Genomic DNA, 17,409 nt, shown 5'->3' on the forward strand with positions numbered 1-17,409 from the left:
TCAGAGGCAAAGCTCCACCTCCACGTGCGGGCCGCGCGGCGGCGATTCCGCCGAAACCACGATGCGGTTGCCGATGCGCTGGAACCTCAGGTCCACAAGGCCCTGGCCGACCTTCAGCCGTTCCACGCGCAGCTGCTCGATGTTCGCCGGCAGGCGCGGCTGCACGATGCGCACCTTGTTGCGGATGCCGTCGATCTCCACGCCCAGGCAGGCCTGGACCAGCATGAACGCCGAACCCGCTGCCCATGCCTGCGGCAGGCATGCGACCGGGTAGGCCACGGGGGCCTGGCCGGGCTGGCGGTCGAAGCCGCAGAAGAGTTCCGGCAGGCGCATGCCGAAATGCGCGGCGGATTCGAAGAGCTCGTCGAGGATGCGCATCACGCCCTCGCGCTCGCCGTACCGCGCCAGGCCCGCCGCGCACAGGGCGGTGTCGTGCGGCCACACCGAGCCGTTGTGGTAGGACATGGGATTGAAGCGCACGGCCTCCGTGGGCAGCGTGCGAACGCCCCATCCGGAGGTGAACGAGGACGACATCAGTTGCCGCCCCACCGCCGCGGCACGGTCCTGGTCCGGCAGGCCGAAGAACAGCAGATGGCCGGCGTTGGAGGCGCGGACGCGGCAGGGCAGCCCCAGGCCGTCGACGGCCAGTGCATAGAACTGCTGGTCCTCGAGCCAGAAGCATCTCTCGACCGCCTCGAGCACCGCCTCGGCGCGCCGGCGCCAGCGCCCCGCGGCCGCGTCGCCGCGCCATTCGGCCATCGTCGACATCGCAAGGAATGCGTCGTACGCGTAGCCCTGCACCTCGACCAGCGCAATGGGCCCCATGGGCGTGCGCCCGTCGGCGTGGAAGATCGAATCGTGGCTGTCCTTCCAGCCCTGGTTGACGAGGCCGCTGGCCTCGCCGCGCTGGTAGGCCAGCAGCCCCTCGGGGTGGCGCGACATGTTGCGCTCCATCCAGTCGCAGGCGGCGCACAGCGAGGGCCAGATGCGCGCGATGGCGGCGTGGTCGCCGGTGCGCCGCGCATAGGCGCCCGCGAGCGCCACGAACAGCGGCGTGGTGTCGACGCCGCCGTAGTACTCGCCGAAGGGCAGCTCGTCCACGGCGGCCATTTCGCCCTTGCGGGTCTCGTGCATGATCTTCCCCGGCTCGGAGTCGCGGAAGGTGGAGGTCTGGCGCGCCTGTCTCGCCGACAGGAAGGTGAGCACGCCCTCGGCCAGCCGCGGATCGATCCACAGCGTCTGGAACGAGGTCACGATCGCGTCGCGCCCGAAAGGCGTGGAGAACCAGGGGATGCCGGCGTACGGATAGGGCCCGGTGGGCAAGTCGGTGGTCAGCAGCGCCAGGTCGGCGCGCGAGCGCTCCAGCCAGGCCTGGAACAGGCGCCCCGAACTCAGCAGGCGGGCGCCCCTGCGCTGCCGCGCGCGCATGCGCCACCGCGCGAGCGTGCAGGCTTCGCGAAAGCGCTGCGGAGTCGGCCGCACGGGCTGCTCGCCCACTTCGACATGCAAGGTCCATTCGCCGTGCGCGGCGAGCCGCACATCGAATTCGGCGCTGCCGGCGTCCATGCTGCGCGGGGTCATGGAGAAGTCGATGCAGGCGCTGCGCAGGAGGGTGTCGAGCCCGCGATAGCGAAGCGTCGCGCCGTCGGGGCGCACTTCGGGGGCGTCGAAGTCGCCACGCCGGGCGCGGCGCTGCCCGCGCACCTCGAACATGTCGCGGAAGTCGGCGCCGAAGCGCAGGCCCAGCGGCACGTGGGCCGCCTGCTCGCCGTAGTTCACGAGGCGGATGCGTTCGAAGAGGCGGGCGTTCCACAGGAAGCGCTTGCGCTCCAGGTGGATCACGCCCTGCGGCATCGACGTCGAGCCGAGCACGGGCAGCGGATGGTTCGTGAGGTTCGCGATGAAGAACACGTTGTCCTGGCTCACGCCGCTGGAAAGCAGCGATGGCCGCTGCGCGTCGAGGCTCAGCGCGAAGGTCGAGAGCATGCGCGTGTCGTTGTGGAACAGTCCGTCGACGCCACCGCCCACGTCGCCCAGCGCGTCCATCACGAAATAGGTGTCGCCTTCCTTCAGGACGAAGGCCTGCTGCACGGCGCGCTCCGTGGCCGGCTCGGCCTGGTCGGCGGCGGTGGCTTCTGCATCGGTGCTCATGTCTCAGGCCGCTTTCTGGAGAACCGGCAGCGGCGGCTGCTTCTCCGGCAGGGGGCTGCCGCCGCCCACGAGGCGCGCATAGAGCTCCAGGTAGGCCTTGGCCATGGCGCGCGCGGAGAAGCGGCTGTCGAAGGCCTGCCGCACGAGGCGGCGGTCGAGCCGGTCGATCTCGTGCACCGCCGCGACGGCCTGCGCCTCGCTCTCGACGATCACACCGCTCACGCCGTCCTCGACGATCTCGGGCACCGATCCGCAGCGCCAGCCGATCACCGGCGTGCCGCAGGCCATGGCTTCGATCATCACGAGCCCGAAGGGCTCCGGCCAGTCGATGGGAAACAGCAGCGCGCGCGCGCCGCCGAGGAAGGCCGCCTTGTCCTCGTCGCCGATCTCGCCGATGAAATCGACCAGCGGATCGTCGAGCAGGCGGCGGATCTCCTGCTCGAAATAGTGCCGGTCGGCGGGATCCACCTTGGCGGCGATGCGCAGCGGCAGGCCCGCCTTCCTGGCGATCGAAATGGCGCGGTCCGGCCGCTTCTCGGGCGAGATGCGGCCGAGAAACGCCAGGTAGCCGCCCGTGCCCTGTCCGAACGCGTAGGCCGATTCATCGATCCCGTGCGGCACGTTCGCGAGCCAGTTGGCGAAGGGCAGGGGGCGGCGCTGGTGGCGCGAGATCGATGCCAGCGGATACCTGTTCCAGCGCATGTAGGCCTCGGGCAGGTCGGCGATGTCGAGCCGCCCGTGCAGCGTGGTCAGCGTGCGCTCGGCCATGTCCTCGAAGAACGGGAAGTGCACCAGGTCGACGTGGAAATGAAGCACGTCGAACTCGCCGGCGCGGCGCCGAACCTCGTGGAGCATGGTCAGGTGGCTGGCCAGGTCCGACTTCAGTGGCGCGGGGTCCAGCCGCAGTGCCTGGGCGCGCATCGGCACCACCTTCGCGCGGCTGCGCGCGTCGGCACAGGCGAACAGCGTGACCTCATGGCCGAGGTCCGCCAGCGCATTGGCAAGGTACGCGACGACTCTTTCGGTGCCGCCATAAAACCTGGGTGGAACGGCTTCGTACAGTGGCGCAATCTGCGCGATCTTCATTGTCAAGACGATCTCCTCGAAAGGGATGAATGAACAAGGAACGCGGCGGATACGGATAGGGGCGGCAGGGGCAGCGCCTGCGGCCCATTATTCGGTCTCGGCCGCTCGAATTCAAGGTTCGCCCATGCCGCGATTCCGGCCATCGGCCTGCTGCTGGCGCTCGCCCTTGGGCACGCCCGTGTGGCCGCGCCTGCGGCGTTCGGCGAGCGCGCGCTCCAGCGTGGCCTGGCTCTGTCTCGCAGCCGCCTCGCACTTCTGGTGCAGCACGACCAGTTCCTTGTCGGTGAGCTTCTCGATGCCCATGAATTCGTCCTGCGCGTCGGACGAGCGGATGAGTTCGTCGAGCTTGGTCTGCAGCGCCAGGCCGTCGCGGTTCTGGGTGTTCTGGATCAGGAACACCATCAGGAACGTCACGATCGTCGTACCGGTATTGATGATCAGCTGCCAGGTCTCCGAGAAGCCGAACATGGGCCCCGTGGCGGCCCACACCACCACCACCGCGACGCAGAGCAGGAAGGTCGTCGGGCTCCCCGCGATGCGCGCGACGTGGTTGGCGAACGAAGCGAAGAGTCGGTCCATGGGCGTATTCCTCCTGGGGCCCCGATGCTGGTTGCGCCGGCCCCGTGGAGGCGTCGTCCGGAAGCGACGGCCACCGCGTCCCGGAATCCCGTCTTCGCGTCGGAGCGCACCCATACCGGCCGGGCTTTTTTTCCCGCCGCGCCCGTGTGGCCGGCCCTAGTCCGCCGCTCCTACAGGCGCTGACCCCGGGCTCCCACACACGGCGGTGCGGCGCTTGGATAGACCGGCAATCTGATCCGAAGCCGAACCATATCCAGGAGTCCTTCCATGAGCATCCCCACTTCCAGCAGCACCCCGGACGAGGACCGCGCCTTCCGTTTCCCCACGTCGGAGGATCACTCCGCTCCACCCGCGCACAGCGGCGGGACGCCCCCTGCCCGGGCCGTGACCGAGATGCCGCACGAGGACGCGATCGACCACGGCATCGAAGAGTCGTTCCCGGCGAGCGATCCGGTGTCGGTGAGCGTGTCGAAGTCGATGCCGGTGTCCGCGGCGCCCGCACCGGCGCGCGCCACCGCGCAGCGCACGCCGCCCCGCCCGGAGATGCCGGGGCTGGCAGCGGGCATCGTCGTGGCGGGAGGCGCCCTGGCACTGGCCGCCACGGCGGGCTATCTCGTGGCGAGGCGCAGGCACTGAGGCCCGGGGTCGCCGATCCCGTTGCTTCCACCTTGCCGTCCAACAGCAAAACAGCAAAACAGGGAGATTTCATGCGCTTCGTGATGTTCTGCCATTCACTCGTTTCCGATTGGAACCATGGCAATGCTCACTTCTTGCGCGGCATCTGCAGCGAGCTTGTCGCGCGAGGCCACGAAGTGGCCGTGTACGAACCGCGCCGCGGCTGGAGCCGAGCCAACCTCGAGGCCGGACACGGCCGCAGGCCCGTGGAAGGCTTCGCGCGCGCCTACCCCGAACTGCGAAGCACGCCGTACGATCGCGCGACGCTCGACCTCGATGCCGTGCTCGACGGTGCGGACGTCGTCCTCGTGCACGAATGGAATGAGCCTGCGCTGGTGCGCCGCATCGGCCTGCACCGGCGCGACGGCGGCCGCTACCGCCTGCTGTTCCACGACACGCATCACCGCGCGGTGACGGACGAAAGATCCATGGCCGCCTACGACCTCGCCCATTACGACGGCGCGCTGGCCTTCGGCGATGTGATTCGCGACCTGTACCGCAGCAAGGGATGGGCACGCGATGCGTGGACGTGGCACGAGGCCGCGGACGTGCGGCGTTTTCATCCACGCCCCGAGGTGGCACGCACCGGCGACCTGGTGTGGATCGGCAACTGGGGCGACGACGAGCGCGTGGCCGAGCTCGACGAATTCCTGCTCGGACCGGTGCGCGACCTCGGCCTGAAGGCCCTGGTGCACGGCGTTCGTTACCCCGATCCCGCGCTCGACCGCCTGAGCGGGGCCGGCATCGAGTACGGCGGATGGATCGCCAACTACAAGGTGCCGCTCGTGTTCGCGCGCCACCGTGTAACGGTGCACCTGCCGCACCGGCCCCACGTGGAAGCGCTGCGCGGCGTTCCCACCATCCGCACGTTCGAGGCGTTGGCGTGCGGCATTCCACTGGTGAGCGCGCCGTGGCACGACACCGAGGGGCTGTTCACGCCGGGCCGCGATTTCCTCGTCGCGAACGACGGCACCGCAATGCGCCAACACCTGCGCGACGTGCTCGGGGACCGCGAATTCGCCGATTCGCTGGCGCAGCACGGCCTTGCCACGGTGCTCGCCCGCCACACCTGCGCGCACCGCGTGGACGAGTTGTTCGCCATCCTCGCGCAACTCGATCCGGGCGACTCCTCCATTTCCGCGGGGAGGCTGGTTGCATGAAGCGGCGGTTCCCGCCCGCGGGATGCTGCGCCTCGGAGAAGGCTTACAGCCGCCATCGGGTGTAGACGACACGGGCCGCGCGCGAGCGGCACACGATGAAGGCGCGCGCCGCCCGGGCCGAACCTTGGCTTGGCCCGGACCACCGGCGCTCGCGATGGCCGATTTCCGGAAGTGCACCAGGAAGCGCGCCGACCGATGCACCCCGGGAGCCCGGGCCCCGCCCGTTGCGCGCCGCAACGGAACTCTTGCCGCAACGCAAGGAAGGACTCTGATGACCCAGGAACTCTTCGATCGATGCATTGCCGCGTGCAATGCCTGTGCCACTGCATGCGGCCGCTGCGCGGCGGCGTGCCTGCGCGAACCGGACGTGAAATCATTGGCCGCGTGCATCGCGCTGGACACCGACTGCGAGGCCATGTGCAGGCTCTGCGCATCGCTGATGGCCCGAGGCAGCGGGCACGCCAGAGCCGCCTGCCGGCTGTGCGCCGAGGTCTGCAGTGCCTGCGGCGACGAATGCGCCAGCCATGACCACGATCACTGCCAGGCGTGCGCGACGGCCTGCAGGAGCTGCGCGCAGGAGTGCCGCAACATGGCGGCGAGCGCACCCTGAGGACGTCGCCGCGCAGCCGGTACCCGGGCGTATGGAAGCGCCATGCCGGGCGAAACACGCATCGGGATCTCCGGATGGAAATACGCGCCGTGGCGCGGCAAGTTCTATCCGCGGGGGCTTGCGCAGCGCCGCGAACTCGAATTCGCGATCAAGGGTTCGCGCTACATCACGGTGAGCCGGGAATGCTGGCAGTCGTGGAAGTCCTTCGGGGTCGAAACTGGGCAGTCTTCAATCTGCAGGGTTCGCGGGCCGCGTGTGTGAGAAACGGCCCACCGCTCGTGTCAGTCCTTCGCCTTGCGCGGCAGCGCAACCCCCACGTCCTTCAGCCACGCCTGCCAGGCCTCGTCGCGCTGCCGGGGGGCGCCGCGCAGCAATGCGGAGGGATGCAGGGTGACCAGCACGGGCCGTCCCGATGGGTCGCGGTGCCAGCGGCCACGCTCCTTCGTCACCGCCACCTGCCGTCCGAGAAGTGCGCGCGCTGCCGTGGCGCCCAGGGCGACGAGGGCAGGGGGACGCACGAGATCGATCTCGTCCTGAAGCCAGTGATGGCAGGCTTCGGCCTCGCACTGGGCCGGCGTCTTGTGCATGCGCCGCTTGCCGCGCAGCTCGTACTTGAAATGCTTGACCGCATTGGTCGAAAGCGCGAGCCCGCCGCGCTGCGCCGCCATGCGATGTCATGAGGTCGTCGATCGTGCCCAGCTTGTCGCCCGATGCGCGCGGCAATTACTCCTGTGCGGCCGGTGGTGCCCCGGATTCCTGCGGCGACGCTTGCTGCGCCTGTTGCTGGCCTTGCGGCGCATCGGCCGAAGTGGTCTCCACGCGCGCGCCGTGGCTCCTGGGCACGATGCCTTTGACGAGGTGGCGGGGTACGTGGTGCGTCTTCGCCAGCTGCGCGAGCATCTCGCTGCGCGCTGGCTCGCACGCCGGTAGAAACATGTGGAGTGCGCTCATGATGTCGTCCCGTAAATGCCAGGAGAGGAGAGCGGCCGGCCCGGCTGGAGGGCGCGGAGCCTCGGGTTCGAGGGTGACCTCTGGCATGGGTCGCCGGCATTATGAGCGCCTGAATTCCGCGGCGCACATGCGGCCCCGCATCGGCCCTTCTGGCGTAGATGGCTTCGGTGCGGCTGTCCCGACCGCGACCTTCCTGGGCCGCGGCAGTTGCCAAAAGAGCGCCGTCTGCTCCAAAATAACTTACCGTGCGACAGGTAATATTTTCAAGGACACCCAAGGAGACATGATGACTTTCAATACGTTGCTGCTCGAGGTTAAGGACCGGATCGCGGTGCTCACGCTCAATCGCCCTCCCGTCAACGCCCAGAACGCCGAGCTGCGCAGCGAGCTGACGCAGGTGTTCGACGAGCTTTCCGACCGCGACGACGTCTCGGTCATCGTGCTTACCGGCAGCGGCAAGACTTTCTCGGCCGGCGCGGACATCCGCGAGCGGCCCAACCTCGGCGCCACGCCCGGCGCCTATGGCCGCCACAACCGCCTGGTGCGCGAGTCGTACTACGCGGTGGTGGAGTGCGCCAAGCCCGTCATCGCGGCCATCAACGGCCCGGCCATGGGCGCGGGCTTCGGCCTCGTGATGGCCTCCGACATCTGGGTGGCGTCGGAGGACGCCTTCGTCTCGATGCCCGAGATCAACGTCGGCCTGGCCGGCGGCGTGACCTTCCTGCAGGAGGTGTTCGGCCGCTCGCGCGCGCGGCGCATGTTCTACACGGGCATGAAGGTCACCGGCCAGGAGCTGTACCGCCTCGGCCTCGTGGAAGCCTGCCTGCCGGCCGACCAACTCATGCCCTACGCGATGGAGATCGCCGCCGAGATCGCCTCCAAGAGCCCGATCGCGCTGCGCCTGGCCAAGGAAGCGGCCCGCATGACGCAGGTGATGCCGTCGCGCGATGCCTACCGCTACGAGCAGGGCAACACGGTGGCGCTGTCGAAGACGGAAGACGCGAAGGAAGCGCAGCGCGCCTTCCTCGAGAAGCGCGCCCCCGTCTACACCGGACGCTGATGGCACGCGGCACCAGGGCCTTGCGGCTACATGGTGCGTGCTATTATTTTTTGATCGATTGCGGACCGAGTGCATGGCTGTTCAGCCGCTGCCCCCGCAAGCTCCCACGCCAAGAATTTCAAGAGGACCTTCGCCCATGGCAACCCAGTCCAACGTCGCCGAGGCGGCAGATCCGGAACGGGGCTCCAGGCGCAAGTCCGACGTGCGCCAGGAGCAGCTGACCGAAATCGCCTGCCGGCTCTTCGCCAAGAAGGGCTACGAAGGCACGTCGCTGCGCGACATCGCCGACGAAGCCAAGATCACCAAGGCTGCGCTCTACTATCACTTCCCCAACAAGGAAGCGCTGTACGAGCGCATCGTGCTGGAGTCGATGCAGGCGCTGGTGGACTCGGTGCGCGAGGCGATGTCCCGCGGCAAGAGTCCGCTGGACAAGGTGCGCCTGTTCATGGAGTCGTCCGCCGACTTCCTGGACCGCAGCCGCAATTCCTGGATCGCGGGCTCCAACGCGTTCTGGTCCGGCAGCGAGGGCGATCCGCGCGCAGGGGCCGTCTACCTGCGCGACGAATACGAGCACCTCTTGCGCGACTGCATCGCCGAGGCCATCGCCAAGGGGGAGGTGCGCAAGGTCGACCCCGCCATCGCGGGACGCATGCTGCTGTCGATGCTCAACCACATCTGCCGCTGGCATTCGCCCAAGGGCCGCCTGAGCACCCGCGAGGTGATCGAGCAGTACCTCGACATGGCCTTCGGCGGCCTGCGCGCGACACCAAAGCGCTGAACCTTGGCGACGCTGCGGCGCCCACGCGCGCCGCATCGCCTGGAAGGGTAAACCCGATTCGTAACTTACCGGCCGTTAAGTAAACTTCCTTCGAAATCCAGCGATGCAAGTCCTTCAACGATTCCTTCTCGCGATGTGCTGCGGCGCGCTTGCCGCGGTGCCGGCCATGGCCCTGGCGTTTCCCGACAAGCCGGTGCAGCTCATCGTTCCGTACGCGGCCGGCGGGCTGACCGACAACCTCGCGCGCATCGTTGCCCCGGCGCTGTCGGCGCGCTGGGGCCAGCCTGTGGTGATCGACAACCGCAACGGGGGAGGGACTTCCATCGGCACCGCCGCGGCCGCGCGTGCGCCGGGCGATGGCTACACGCTGCTGCTCACCGCCTTCGGCTACATCGGCAATCCGCTGCTGATGAAGAAGCTGCCCTACGACCCCGCCGCGCTGGTGCCGGTCACCATCGTGGCCGAGGCGCCGAGCGTGCTGTTCGTGTCGGCCACGCTGCCCGTGAACACGGTGCCCGAACTGATCGCCTATGCCGAGGCGAATCCCAAGAGGGTCGTGTTCGCGTCCTCCGGCAACGGATCGAGCCCGCACATCGCCGCCGAACTGCTGGCCTCGCTGACGGGCATCGACATCGTGCACGTGCCCTACCGCGGCAACGGGCCTGCGCTGAACGACCTGCTGGGCGGCCAGGTGCAGGCCATGTTCGATTCGGCCGCCTCGATGTCCTACGTGCGCGCAGGCCGGCTCAAGGCGCTCGGCCTTGCCAGCGACGCGCCCGTGGCGCGGATGCCCGAGGTGGTGCCCATCGCGCGCTCGGGCGTGCCGCAGCTTGCGGGCTTCGCCGCCGGCGGCTGGTTCGGTTTCTTCCTGCCGAGCAAGACGCCCGCCGAACTGCAGCAACGCATCTATGCCGACCTGCGCGCGGTGCTCGAGACACCCGAAGTGCGCGCGGCCCTCGAGCGCGCCGGCGTGGAGCCGCGCCTCATGACGCAACCGGAGTTCGCGGCCTACCTGCGCGCCGAGCACGACCGCTGGGCGCCGGTGATCCGCGAGCGCCGCATCCAGCTCGACTGAACAAGACCCGAGATGACCGCCTTCGAAAAAAAGCACACCGACACATGACAACGCCAACACAGACCGATCCCTACGCCGCGTTCCGCGAGGAGCTGCGCCAGTTCGCCGCCGAGCAGTGCCCGGAAGAACTCAAGCGCTTCGTGCGCAGCAACCAGAAGATCACGCGCAACGAATACCGCGTCTGGCAAGAGAAGCTGTTCGCCCGCGGCTGGGCCGCGCCCAACTGGCCCGTGGCCCACGGCGGCACCGGCTGGGACCTGCAGCAGCGCTACCTGTTCGAGGAGATCACCGCGCAGGCCGATTGCCCGCCGCAGTACCACCACGGCCTGGGCCACATCGGCCCGGTGATCCTGCACTTCGGCACCGAGGCGCAGAAGGCGCGCTTCCTGCCGCGCATCCTCGACGGCAGCGAGTGGTGGTGCCAGGGCTACTCGGAGCCCGGCGCCGGCTCCGACCTGGCCTCGCTCAAGACCTCCGCGCGCCGCGACGGCGACCACTACGTGCTCAACGGCCAGAAGATCTGGACCTCGCACGCGCAGGAGGCCGACATGATGTACACGCTGGTGCGCACCTCGAACGAGGGGCGCAAGCAGGCCGGCATCTCGCTACTGCTGGTGCCGATGAATACGCCGGGCATCGAGGTGCGCCCGATTCCCACCATCGACCACTGGCACCACGTCAACGAGGTGTTCCTCAACGACGTGCGCGTGCCGTGCGAGAACCTGGTCGGCGCCGAAGGCGAGGGCTGGAAGTGCGCCAAGTTCCTGCTCGACCGCGAACGCCTGTCGCCCGCGACCGTGCCGCGGCTGGCGCGGCTCGCCGAGCAGGTCGAAGAGCTGCTGACGGCGCGGCGCGACGCCAATGCCGCCAGCGCCTCGCCTAGCTTCCACGTGCTGCTGGAGCGCCTCTATCTCGCGCAGGCCGGCGTGAAGGGCGCACGCGAGATGCTGCTGAGCGCCATCCAGGAGGAGATGCAGGGCACGCTCGCGGCCTCCAAGTCGTCGGCGCTGAAGCTCTACTGTTCGGAGCTGTCGCAGCAGATCATCGGCATCGCGTTCGACATCGCGGGCCCGGCGCACGCGGCGCGGCTGGTGGCCGCCACCGGCGTCGACGCGCAGCAGGATGTCGACCTGCAGCGCGAGCTCGTGCACACCTATCTTTTCTACCGCTCGCGCACCATCGCCGGCGGCACCAGCGAAGTTCAGAAGAACGTCATCGCGCGCGACCTTTTCGGAGCCTGAATCCATGCCATTCCACGCAGAGCCGATGTTCCCCGGCGACCTCTACGACACGACGCTGCGCGTTGCCGCCGCTGCCACCACGACCGCCGATGCCGATGCCCATGCATCGAGCGCAACCTGGCGCCAGTTCCTGGGCCTGGGCTGGCAGGCCGTGCTGGTGGCCGAAGCCAGCGGCGGTGCCGGCGCCTCGCTGGGCGACATCGCCGCCATCGCCGAGGCGGCCGGACGCCACGCGCTGGCCGCGCCGCTGGTCGAGCGCTGCGCCGTGGTGCCCACGCTGCTGTCGCGCATCGGCGGCAACCCCGCCGCCGAAACGCTGCTGGGCGACATCGCGAGCGGCGAGGCCTCGGCCTGCCCGGTGCTGGCGCTCGACGACGCAGCCCCTGCCGCCCGCCTGCAAGGCGGACGCGTGGTGCTGCACGGCAGCCTGCGCGGCGCGGACCTCACCGAACCCGTGACGCACCTGCTGGCGCTCGTCGCGCTGGACGGCAAGGACGCGCTGGTGCTGCTGCCGCGCGCTGTGCTGGCCGGCGCCGCACGCAGCTACACGGGCATCGATGCGCGCCACACCACCGACATCGACGTCGAGGGCCTCGCGCTGCCCGAGGCCGCCGTCCTGCTGAGCGGCGCCGCGGTCCGCCCGCTGGTGGACCACGCCAACGCGGTCGGCGCGCTGCTGTCGTGCGCGCAAATGGTCGGCGCCATCGGCGCGATGATCGAGCAGACCATCGAGTACCTCGGCACGCGCGAGCAGTTCGGCGTGGCGCTCGCCACCTTCCAGGCCCTGCGGCACAAGGTGGTCGAGATGTACGTGGCCTACGAGAATGTGCGCGGCATGGTGCGCCAGCAGGTGCTGGTGCTCGACGGCATGGGCTCGGCGTTGCCGGGACGCGAGGTGCGGCGCGAACTGGCGCTGGTGAAGCTGTACCTCGCCGTCACCGGCCGGCAAGTCGCGGAGACTGCCATCCAGCTTCACGGCGGCATCGGCATGTCGCGCGAGCTGCCGGCGGCGCGGCTCGCCATGCATGCGCTGGCCTGCAGCCAGCAGTGGGGTGATCGTTTCAGCCAGCTCGACCGGCTCGCCGCCGACGCCGTGCTGCATTGAGGAGCTTGTGGTGCATTCGCTCGATTCGCTTTTCAATCCCTCTTCCGTGGCGCTGATCGGCGCTTCGTCCGACCCCGAGCGCATCGGCGGACGACCGCTGCGCTTCATGCTCGAAGGCGGCTTCGAGGCGCCGCTCTACCCGGTCAACAAGAGCGGCGACACCATCCAGGGCCTGCCCGCCTTCGCCAGCGTGCTCGACATTCCGCACCCGGTCGACCAGGCCGTCATTGCCGTGCCGGTGGCCGGCGTGGAGGCGGCCGTGCGCGACAGCATCGGCAAGGGCGTGAAGGCGATCCAGGTGCTGACCGCCGGCTTCGCCGAGATCGACGCCGCGGGCCGTGCGCTGCAGGACCGCCTGGTGCAGATGTGCCGCGATGCCGGCGTGCGCATGGTGGGGCCGAACTCGCTCGGCCTGCTCAACGTGCCGACGCGCTTCTTCTCGACTTTCTCGACCGCGCTGAACGGCCTGAAGCCCGTGCCCGGGCCCATTGCGCTGGCCACGCAAAGCGGCGCCTTCGGCTCCGCGGCCTACGGCATGGCCTCGCTGCGCGGCCTGGGTTTCAGCAAGATCATCGCGACCGGCAACGAAGGCGACGTCGATGTGGCCGAGTGCATCGACTACCTCGTGGACGACGCCGACACGCGCGTCATCTGCGCCGCGCTGGAGTCGTGCCGCGACGGCGAGCGCCTGCGGCGCGCGCTGCTGAAGGCCGCGGCTGCGGGCAAGCCCGTGCTCATCATGAAAGTGGGCCGCACCGAGGTCGGCGCCGCCGCGGCTTCCACGCACACCGGTTCGCTGGCCGGCAACGACACGGTCTATGACACCGTCTTCGCAGAGTGCGGCGCATGGCGGCCCGAATCGATCGAGGAGATGCTCGACATCGCCTATGCGTTCTCGGTCGCGCGGGCCCTGCCGCACAACGCCGGCATGGGCATCGTCACCGGCTCCGGCGGCATCGGCGTGCTGATGGCCGACGATGCCGGTGGGCGCGGCATGTCGCTGCCGCCGCTGCCCGAGGCCGCACGCCGTGCCGCGCTCGACCTGCTGCCGTTCGCGGTGGCGAGCAATCCGCTGGACATGACGGCGCAGGTCACCTCGGTGCCCAGCGGCGTGTCGCGCACGGTGGGCGTCATGCTGGACCACGCGGACTACGGCACGGTGTTCGCCTACCTCGCTCACGTGGGCCTTTCGCCGGAGCGCTTCGCCTCGACGCAGGCGGAACTGATCGCGCAGCGCCAGCGGCATCCGGACCGGCTGATGGTGCTGGTGATGCTGTCGAAGCCCGAAGTCAACCGCGCGCTCGAACAGCACGGCATTCCGGTGTTCGAGGACCCGTCGCGCGCGGTGCGTGCGCTGGCCGCGCTCGCGCATATCCGCGCACGCCGCGAGACGCTCTACAAGCCCGTGCGGTGTGCGGCTGCTGTGCCGCTGCGCGGCGACGTGTCGACCGAGGACGGTGCCAAGCGCGCGCTGGCGCATGCGGGCCTGCCGGTATTGCCCGAGCGCCTGTGCCGCAGCGCCGCCGATGCGGCGGCTGCCGCGCGGACGCTGGGCTTTCCGGTGGTTGCGAAGATCGTCTCGCCCGACATTCCCCACAAGACCGAGGTCGGCGGCGTCATGCTGCGCCTGCAGGACGCGGCGGCGGTCGAGGCCGCGTACGACGAGTTGATGGCACGCGCCCGCAAGGCGCGGCCCGACGCGCGGCTCGAAGGCGTGCTGGTCGCGCCGATGCTGCAGGGCGGTGTCGAGGTGATCCTCGGCATCCACCGCGACCCGACCTTCGGGCCGATGGTGATGTACGGCTCGGGCGGCACGGCCGTCGAGCTCTTCAAGGACGTGGCCTTCGCCTCCGCGCCGTTGACGCCCGGGCGTGCCGCCGCGCTGATCGAGCGCGTGCGCTCCACGCAGCTGCTGCGCGGCTGGCGCGGCGGCCCGCGCTACGACGAGGCGGCGCTGGCCGACGCCCTGTGCCGCCTGTCCGACTTCGGCATCGCCCATGCCGACGAGCTCGAAAGCGTCGACATCAATCCCCTGGTGGTGCGCACCGACGGTGCCGCCTGCCTCGACGCGGTGATCGTGCTGCGCGGCACGGAAACGAAGGAGCATTCGCATGCAGACTGAAGGACGCCTGATCGCACTGGAGGCCCGGCTCGAGGCGCTGAGCGCGCGCGAGGCGATCCGCGCATGCCTCTATCGCTATTGCCGCGGCATCGACCGCTGCGACGAGGCCGCGCTGCGCTCGTCGTACTGGCCCGACGCCACCGATCGGCACGGCCCCTACAGCGGCAGCGCCAGCGGCTTCATCGATTGGGCGCTGGCAAAGCTCAAGGAGGGCGGCCGCGTGATCCACACGATCGGCAACATCGCGATCGAACTGCGTGGCGCCGAGGCGGCGGTGGAGAGCTATTTCCAGGCCTTCCAGACCGACACCGACGCGCAGGGCAAGCAGCGCGAGACCTTCCTGTGCGGCCGCTACATCGACCGCTTCGAGCGGCGCGGCGCGGGCGAATGGCGGGTGGCCGCGCGCACCGTGGCGTACGACTGGATCCGCGAGTCGGCAGCGCCCGCCGGCACCGAGGCCGAGCGCTTCGGCGTGCGCCAGCCGATCGGCGGGCGCGCGCCCGACGACCCCTGGTACGCGCTCCTGGCGTCGCTGCCCCCGGCAACTACCTGACGAAACCTCCGTTCTCTTCAACTTCCGCCCCCGGCATTGCCGCAGGGCGGCTTTCTGCATGCCGGCCGACAACCACGCGTTGACGGCGGCCAGGCCCTTTGCAAGGCGGGCCTGCAACCAGAAATCCCATACGAGGAGACAAATCTTGTCGAGTTTCTTGAACACCCCGCGTCGCATGCCGCTCGCTGTGACGCTTTTTGCCACCGGCCTTTGTGGCACATCGCCAGCGCTGGCCCAGCAGGCACAGAAGGAAGAGTTGCGCCAGATCGTGCAGCCGGCGGGCGGCATGGCGGCCTCGCCGTCCAGCCTCACGATGTACGGCCTGGTCGACACGAGCCTGGCATCGGCCAGCAATGCCGGCGGACGGGTGAGACGGATGGACAGCGGCCACATGAACGGCTCGCGCCTCGGGTTCAAGGGCAGCGAAGACCTGGGCGACGGACTGCGCGCCAACTTCCTGCTGGAGATGGGCCTCAACTCCGATGCGGGAACGATGGGCCAGAACCAGGGCGCGGGCGCCAAGTCGTTCGGCCGCGGAGCGATCGTCGGCCTGTCGGGCTCGATGGGCGAGATCCGGCTCGGGCGCACCGTGGTGGCCATCGGCTCCGAGGTGCAGGCGGTGGGCGACGCCTTCGGCCTGGGCGGCGGCGGCAACCTGCAGGGCATCCAGCCGGCGCCGGGGCGGGTCAACAACACCATCTGGTACCAGTCGCCGAATTTCGGCGGCTTCATCGCCAAGCTGTCCTACTCGCCGGGGGAGACCACCGTGACCAGCGGAACGGCGACCAGCTCCAGGTCCGGCGCGAGCACGGCCGCGTCGGTGTTCTACCTCAAGGGCGGGCTGAGCGCCGCCATCGGCTATTCCACCTACAGGCAACTGGCGGACGCGAGCACCCTGCATTGGTTCCATTCCGCCGCGGCCTACGACTTCGGTGCGGCCAAGCTGTTCGGCTCGTACGCGACCTTCCGCAATCCGGGTGCTGCGGTCACGCCGGCCACGCATGCCGCCGCGGACAACAACCTCATGTTCGCGGGCTTTCCGCTGGTGGGCTACTACAGCGGGCAGGACGACCGCAGCGCGTCGATCGGCATCGCCGTGCCCTTTGGCGTGAGCACCGTGCTCGCACAGGTGGTGCGTGTGGATGACAAGGGGCCGTTGAACCGCGACGCCACGCAGTTCGGCATCGCCTACATCTACGCGCTGTCGAAGCGCACCAGCCTGTACGCCGACTACGGCCGCATCCGCAACCGCAACGGCGCGGCGTATGCGGTGACGGGCGCCACCACCCAGGCCGGGCTGGATCGCGGCGGCAACAGCCACGCCACCCACGTCGGGGTGCGCGTGGCGTTCTAGCCTATGGTTCACCCGGTGGAGGACACGCATGTACGACAACTACCATCGCATGCGTGATTTCTGAAGGACATCGATGCCCATCGGCACAGTCAAATCGGCCACGCGGGTGCTTCAGGTGCTGGAGCATTTCGCGCAGGTGCGCACGCCCCTGGCCCTCAAGCAGATCAGCGACGCGCTGGGGTATCCGCAGTCCAGCACCACGGTGCTGCTGAAGAACCTCATCGCACTGGGCTACCTCAACTACAACCGCGCCGATCGCGTGTACTTCCCCACGCCGCGCGTGGCCTCGCTGGGCGACTGGGTCACGCAGGCGCTGTTCGGGCAAGGCCGCGTCGTCGAGGTGATGCGCGACCTGCACAGCGCCACGGGCGAGACGGTGTCGATCTGCATGCTCAACGACATCTACCTGCAGTACATCCGCGTGATCCAGTCGACGCACCAGCTGCGCTTTCACACCGACGAGGGAAGCATGCGGCCGCTCACACTGTCGGCGATGGGGTGGCTGCTGCTGACCGACCGCTCCGATGCCGAGATCGAGAAGCTCGTGCGCCGCGCCAACATCGCCACGCCGCGCAAGGAAGACCGCGTGCCGCTGGAAGTCGTTGCGGCGCAGGTGGCCGATGCGCGCGAGCGCAAGTCGATCTACATGGAGAACATGCCGCTGCTCGGCGGCGCCACCGTCGGCGTGGTGCTGCCTTGCCTGGTGCAGGGGCGCATCGCGGTGCTGGGCATGGGCGGGACCATCGAGCGCATGCGCCCGCATCGTGCGCGCTACACCGCACTCATGCGAAGGCTCGTACAGCAGCTGGACGAAGACGGGACCGCATAGGGCACGGAAATCACGGATGTAATGTTGTTCAGCGCCAGTGTGATTTTCTTGATGGGCTTCTCCACGGTGGGCATCATTTC

The 17,409-nt window shown here is 69.2% G+C and carries 18 protein-coding genes; 13 read left to right on the plus strand and 5 right to left on the minus strand.

Annotated elements, in window-relative coordinates:
* The 3 genes from ACCC97_RS07310 to ACCC97_RS07320 all read right to left on the minus strand — a co-directional run bounded on the left by ACCC97_RS07310 (position 1) and on the right by ACCC97_RS07320 (position 3,816).
* Positions 1-2,151, minus strand: coding sequence for a glycogen debranching N-terminal domain-containing protein (locus ACCC97_RS07310; RefSeq protein ID WP_413331983.1), 2,151 nt, complete (start codon positions 2,149-2,151; stop codon positions 1-3).
* Between the two features lie 3 nt (positions 2,152-2,154).
* Positions 2,155-3,237 carry a glycosyltransferase family 4 protein gene (locus ACCC97_RS07315; protein ID WP_413332024.1) on the minus strand — a complete coding sequence of 361 codons (1,083 nt, stop codon included), beginning with the start codon at positions 3,235-3,237 and terminating at the stop codon, positions 2,155-2,157.
* A gap of 111 nt (positions 3,238-3,348) precedes the next feature.
* On the minus strand, positions 3,349-3,816 hold the full coding sequence (locus ACCC97_RS07320; RefSeq protein ID WP_007832956.1) for a low affinity iron permease family protein: 468 nt from the start codon (positions 3,814-3,816) through the stop codon (positions 3,349-3,351).
* 267 nt (positions 3,817-4,083) lie between these two features.
* Between ACCC97_RS07320 and ACCC97_RS07325 the strand changes: the two genes are divergently transcribed.
* The 4 genes from ACCC97_RS07325 (at position 4,084) to ACCC97_RS07340 (ending at position 6,522) form a co-directional block, all read left to right on the plus strand.
* Positions 4,084-4,452 (plus strand): hypothetical protein, encoded by a 369-nt coding sequence (locus tag ACCC97_RS07325; protein WP_413331984.1) that lies wholly within the window; start codon positions 4,084-4,086, stop codon positions 4,450-4,452.
* 182 nt (positions 4,453-4,634) lie between these two features.
* A complete protein-coding gene (locus ACCC97_RS07330; RefSeq protein WP_413331985.1) occupies positions 4,635-5,651 on the plus strand; it encodes a glycosyltransferase in 1,017 nt (338 codons plus the stop codon).
* 271 nt (positions 5,652-5,922) lie between these two features.
* Entirely contained in the window at positions 5,923-6,261 is a 339-nt protein-coding gene (locus ACCC97_RS07335) for a four-helix bundle copper-binding protein (RefSeq protein WP_413331986.1), read from the plus strand.
* Between the two features lie 42 nt (positions 6,262-6,303).
* Complete coding sequence (locus ACCC97_RS07340) at positions 6,304-6,522, plus strand: hypothetical protein (protein ID WP_413331987.1); 219 nt, start codon at positions 6,304-6,306, stop codon at positions 6,520-6,522.
* A gap of 20 nt (positions 6,523-6,542) precedes the next feature.
* On the opposite strand, the gene ACCC97_RS07345 is transcribed toward ACCC97_RS07340, so the two are convergent.
* Complete coding sequence (locus tag ACCC97_RS07345) at positions 6,543-6,929, minus strand: uracil-DNA glycosylase family protein (RefSeq protein WP_413331988.1); 387 nt, start codon at positions 6,927-6,929, stop codon at positions 6,543-6,545.
* A 55-nt stretch (positions 6,930-6,984) separates the two neighbouring features.
* Positions 6,985-7,212, minus strand: coding sequence for a hypothetical protein (locus ACCC97_RS07350; RefSeq protein ID WP_413331989.1), 228 nt, complete (start codon positions 7,210-7,212; stop codon positions 6,985-6,987).
* A gap of 286 nt (positions 7,213-7,498) precedes the next feature.
* Here ACCC97_RS07350 and ACCC97_RS07355 point away from each other — a divergent pair, with 286 nt between their 5' ends.
* From ACCC97_RS07355 to ACCC97_RS07395, 9 genes are all read left to right on the plus strand, one after another.
* On the plus strand, positions 7,499-8,272 hold the full coding sequence (locus tag ACCC97_RS07355; protein ID WP_413332026.1) for an enoyl-CoA hydratase/isomerase family protein: 774 nt from the start codon (positions 7,499-7,501) through the stop codon (positions 8,270-8,272).
* A gap of 136 nt (positions 8,273-8,408) precedes the next feature.
* Positions 8,409-9,050 (plus strand): TetR/AcrR family transcriptional regulator, encoded by a 642-nt coding sequence (locus ACCC97_RS07360; protein ID WP_007832976.1) that lies wholly within the window; start codon positions 8,409-8,411, stop codon positions 9,048-9,050.
* A 103-nt stretch (positions 9,051-9,153) separates the two neighbouring features.
* Positions 9,154-10,125, plus strand: coding sequence for a Bug family tripartite tricarboxylate transporter substrate binding protein (locus ACCC97_RS07365; protein WP_413331990.1), 972 nt, complete (start codon positions 9,154-9,156; stop codon positions 10,123-10,125).
* A 44-nt stretch (positions 10,126-10,169) separates the two neighbouring features.
* Entirely contained in the window at positions 10,170-11,366 is a 1,197-nt protein-coding gene (locus ACCC97_RS07370; protein WP_413331992.1) for an acyl-CoA dehydrogenase family protein, read from the plus strand.
* Positions 11,367-11,370: 4 nt separating this feature from the next.
* The gene (locus tag ACCC97_RS07375) at positions 11,371-12,471 is read left to right on the plus strand and encodes an acyl-CoA dehydrogenase family protein (protein ID WP_413331994.1); all 1,101 of its coding nucleotides are present in this window, start codon (positions 11,371-11,373) and stop codon (positions 12,469-12,471) included.
* Positions 12,472-12,481: 10 nt separating this feature from the next.
* On the plus strand, positions 12,482-14,593 hold the full coding sequence (locus tag ACCC97_RS07380; protein WP_007832985.1) for an acetate--CoA ligase family protein: 2,112 nt from the start codon (positions 12,482-12,484) through the stop codon (positions 14,591-14,593).
* Positions 14,583-15,146 carry a nuclear transport factor 2 family protein gene (locus ACCC97_RS07385; RefSeq protein ID WP_007832987.1) on the plus strand — a complete coding sequence of 188 codons (564 nt, stop codon included), beginning with the start codon at positions 14,583-14,585 and terminating at the stop codon, positions 15,144-15,146. The genes ACCC97_RS07380 and ACCC97_RS07385 overlap by 11 nt, the downstream gene beginning before the upstream one ends.
* A 145-nt stretch (positions 15,147-15,291) precedes the next feature.
* Positions 15,292-16,500, plus strand: a complete 1,209-nt coding sequence (locus ACCC97_RS07390) for a porin (protein WP_007832989.1) — start codon at positions 15,292-15,294, stop codon at positions 16,498-16,500.
* A 73-nt stretch (positions 16,501-16,573) separates the two neighbouring features.
* Positions 16,574-17,329 carry an IclR family transcriptional regulator gene (locus ACCC97_RS07395; protein ID WP_413331997.1) on the plus strand — a complete coding sequence of 252 codons (756 nt, stop codon included), beginning with the start codon at positions 16,574-16,576 and terminating at the stop codon, positions 17,327-17,329.
* The last annotated feature ends 80 nt before the right edge of the window (positions 17,330-17,409 follow it).

This window comes from Variovorax sp. Varisp85 (assembly GCF_047304045.1).
In the GTDB taxonomy this organism is placed as follows: Bacteria; Pseudomonadota; Gammaproteobacteria; order Burkholderiales; family Burkholderiaceae_C; genus Variovorax.